Annotated in this window: 1 protein-coding gene and 1 pseudogene; one reads left to right on the forward strand and one right to left on the reverse strand. The window is 50.8% G+C overall.

All coding sequences use genetic code 11. The features are described from left to right. Positions 1–135 precede the first annotated feature (135 nt). Complete coding sequence (locus FD715_RS21665) at positions 136–2,601, forward strand: hypothetical protein (RefSeq protein WP_147115137.1); 2,466 nt, start codon at positions 136–138, stop codon at positions 2,599–2,601. Positions 2,602–2,816: 215 nt separating this feature from the next. Here FD715_RS21665 and FD715_RS21670 read toward each other — a convergent pair. Then, positions 2,817–4,048: pseudogene (locus FD715_RS21670) on the reverse strand (hypothetical protein); the annotation flags it as partial.

Here is a 4,048-nt window from a genome sequence, read left to right on the forward strand (position 1 = left end):
GTAAACGATCCAGATGAGATAAACCCTCGGCAGCCTAAGGTTGAAGTTACTTCAACTTAAGCGGTTGACCGTGAGCGGCCCAGTACGCCAAATACAGCCTCGTGATCCTCTGCATGTAACATACTGGCAAAAATAATGTACGACGACATTCGAAATGCTGCAGCAACTTTGAGGGCGGAGGATGGAAACGAAGCTGACACCCGGCACAAAGTAATTGATGGCGTGCTGCACGGCATTCTCGGCTGGCCCAGAAACAGAACTTTAGTCGAAGAATTCATCCGGCCAGGATTCTCAGATTATACGCTTACGACTCAAGGCCGCGAGAAATTAATCCTGATTGAAGCCAAGAGGGCCGGGCATTATTTCTCTCTTCCCGCGCCGCATAAAGCGGAAGAACTTTCATGCTATATGTCAATATCGCGCCTAACAACTGACGCGAACATAAAAGAGGCCATGACTCAAGTCCGTAACTATTGCATGGACACAGGATGTGAGTACGGAGCGATAACAAACGGCCATGAATGGATATTCTTCAAGTCGTTTGAGAAGGGCAAGCGATGGGATCAGCTGAAAGCGTTCGTTGTTAGAAGTACAGAGTTCTTCTTGGATGAGAATACCAAAGCCGTAAATATTTTCTCATATACATCTATCGTCGAGCGTGGGTCCCTTATCGAACTCCTCACAAGTTCCCTGCCCAAAGATAGGCAGATGTACTTCACAAAAGATAGGATACCGTCCTACGCTCACCCCGTGAACGCTAACCGATTGGCAGAGATCCTTAGGCCGATAGCCAACAACCTCTTTGGGGTAATAGAAGACAACCAAACGGAACTGATGGACCGCTGCTACGTATCCGAGCGAGAATACGGGCAGGTCCAAGATAGCATGAAGTCGCTGCTAAAGGATTCCCTTACCCCTTACTTCAAGCTGTATGGAGTCGAGCAGCTTGACGATACAGGAAAAGGTGGTGCGATTGGGGGAAGGATAAAGAAAAACATTAAGAACTCCAGGGGTGGAGAGGTTCTTGTACTGTTTGGCGGAAAAGGAGCGGGAAAGTCTACGTTCATCAAGCGACTATTGAAGCACAAACCTCCAGCTTGGTTACGTGATAACGCAGTAATTGCCATTGCAGACATGCTTCACGTCCCTGAAGAGCGTGAACTGATCAGATCCGAAATTTGGCGCAGGCTGGTCGCCAGCATGGATGCGGACGGTTTATTAAGTGCAGAGAGAGACAAGTTAATTGATCAGCTTTTTGCAGATAAATTTTCGGTTGCGAGAGTGCAAGATCTCGCCGGGCTGGAGAAGTCATCCGAATTATATAATCAGAAGCTGAATGACCTGGTATCAGGGTGGAAGTCAGACCATAAATACTGCGCGATCCGCTTGGGCCAGCACCTCTTACAACAAGGGAGGGGCGTGGTGGTCGTCGTTGACAATACCGACCAATACTCCGGTCCCATTCAGGACCTATGCTTCTCCACTGCTCAAGAAATTTGCGATTCGCTAAGCTGCATCACGCTAATCTCAATGCGTGAAGAGCGTTTTCATAACTCAAAGATACATGGGGTTCTTGATGCATTTCAGAACTCAGGATTTCATCTCAGTTCGCCCAAGCCAGCGACGGTATTTACTAAACGTTTGGAGTATACCGTATCGCTTCTTCGTGACAACAATCGCAGGAGCGAGATCACTTCCTCAAGAGATTCTGCTCTAATTGAAGACTGCTGCAAATACCTCGACATCGTAAACAGAGGTATAAGATCTGGCAATTCCCCGCTGAATTCATTCCTTACCGCATGCGGTCATGGTGATATTCGACTGACCCTGCATTTGTTTCGTCTTTTTCTTCTATCAGGCTACACGAACGTTGAGGAGATGATCGAGGCAGGTCGCTGGACGTTTCAGCTTCACCAAGTTATCAAGCCTGTCATGACGCCTACTAGGTTCTTTTATGACGAGATGCTGAGTGATATCCCGAATATATATCAGCTTCGAAACCCTCGTCATGCTTCCCACTTCACTGCGCTACGAATTCTTGACCATCTGTCAAAGGCTATGGACTCGACAGGCCCCGATTTTGTAAGTGTGGCCGAGATCCGCAGCCACTTTGTCGCGCGTTTCCAAATGGAAGCTGATCTGCTTGCAAATATGGATGTACTCCTCAAGTGCGGGTTTATAGAGGCCAACAATCGGATTGATGAGTACTCGGAAACGATAGACCGGGTTAAGGTGACGAGTTACGGCCTATACATGCTCAATGAACTATCACGAGCATTTACGTACCTTGACCTCATATATGTTGATTGCGCGTATTTCGATGAAAGGGTCTGCAATGAAATGACTGCGTTCGCAAATGATGAGTATAGCCTGTTTCTGAGCGGGAAAAGGACGGATCGCGTTTCCCTTCGCCTCCAGCGATGCAAGGCCTTTATTGAGTATTTGCGCATGGAGGAGGATCGTGAATTTGAGGTCTACGGCCTTGAACGCGGCAGAGATACTAGTTTCACAGGTATCATTGAGGAAGAGTTTTCAAATGAGGAAAAGCGGGTGGCATTAAGCGCTTCTAAGCAGACCGATAGAAGGGCTAGACGCAGATAATCACGTTGCCTTCGCCTGTTGACGCAGACGTGGACAGAAGTCCCGAACTGTCTTTTTCTGATGCCTCAGCAGCATATCGCTTTGCAACTGGCTTTGAGTAAGCCGTCCGCCATATCTGGCACATAAGAGATGCTCTGATGTGATTTCCAGAAAACTAGCGCTTGGCTTGAATCCGGGTGCAGGGATGGCTTGCAATCAGTAGAGTGTGGCTCAGATCAGACACTTTGCTTTCCAGGAGTAACCTTAGGCAGTGCGTAGAATGCATCCAATCTTTTTTCGTAGCCCTCTCGGGAGGCAAGAATCTCGTGAAGGTTTGTTGTTGTTGTCTGTCCAAAGCCCTCGGGGTCTAGTTCCCGTTCTTTTGCCCGCTCCGCCAAGATACGGCTAATATCTGGCTCGATTAGCTTCAGTCGGGCCTCAACCCCGCAAACCTCCCGCAACGCGACGTGCATCCGCTCATCGAGGAGGTCACAATATCCTTCATGAACTAGGAAGCTGTCGTGGATCGGTAGGATCGGAATGCCGCTGTCGATAAAATCGAGCATAACCCGCTCGGCCACGTCGCTGTCCTTGCGCTGCAGGCGCTTTCCTACACCGGTATAGAATTTATGCGCAATCGGTTCATGGGCGTCTCGGATGGCATCCGAAACCTGTCGCCAAGTCATGTCGAAGCGGCTGGGTTTGATACCTCTCGGAGCCTGCCGCAGGTCCCTGCCCGCATTGAGGATCGCGTTAAAGGCCGCTTTGACCATGTTACGCAGGTCCTCACCGCCTTGTGCTTCTGTCTTGGCGTCGAAGATGCCTCGGTAACAGTCCTCAGGTGGCACGACCCCAGCTTCGGCATAGAGGATTACTGGATGGAGGTTGGAATAGTCGATTTCGACCATCCTCTTGCCGTTGACAAGCAGGTGCCGCCGATACTCCTTCGGCACGTTCTGCCACCAGCCGCCGTAGAATCGGCCCCCAGTGGTGAGATCTTGGTCGTTGAAAACGCGATGGAGGGTTCGGCGGTGCATGGCCAGAGGCTTCGGATCATCGGGATCGTCGGCCAGCCGGGCCTGCAAATCCGCCAGTTCGGCATCGGGGATATGCAGGTCATACCAGCGGTTCTCTAGCACCCGATTGATCCGTTCAAGGTGCCACTGCATCAACAAGACCTCACCGGTCTCGGGGGCAGGGAAAACCTCACGACGACCACCTTCTGTCTTCACTTGGACGCGTATCGGAACGTGCGGCATCTGTGGCGGCACAAGTACCGGCAGGACTTCCTGCTCATATGCGGTGAATTTGTCGATCAGACGATCCGTGGCACGGTAGCGGGTCAAACGGTTACGGGTAGAGCCGTCCTTCCGGCCTTGCCGATCATAGACGCCCTTCTGGGTTTGCTCCAGGTAGCCCAACTCGACCATGCTCCGGTACGCCCGCTGGACGTGGATGCTGTGAGACA

The organism is Tateyamaria sp. syn59, assembly GCF_007995245.1.
Taxonomy (GTDB): Bacteria; Pseudomonadota; Alphaproteobacteria; order Rhodobacterales; family Rhodobacteraceae; genus Tateyamaria.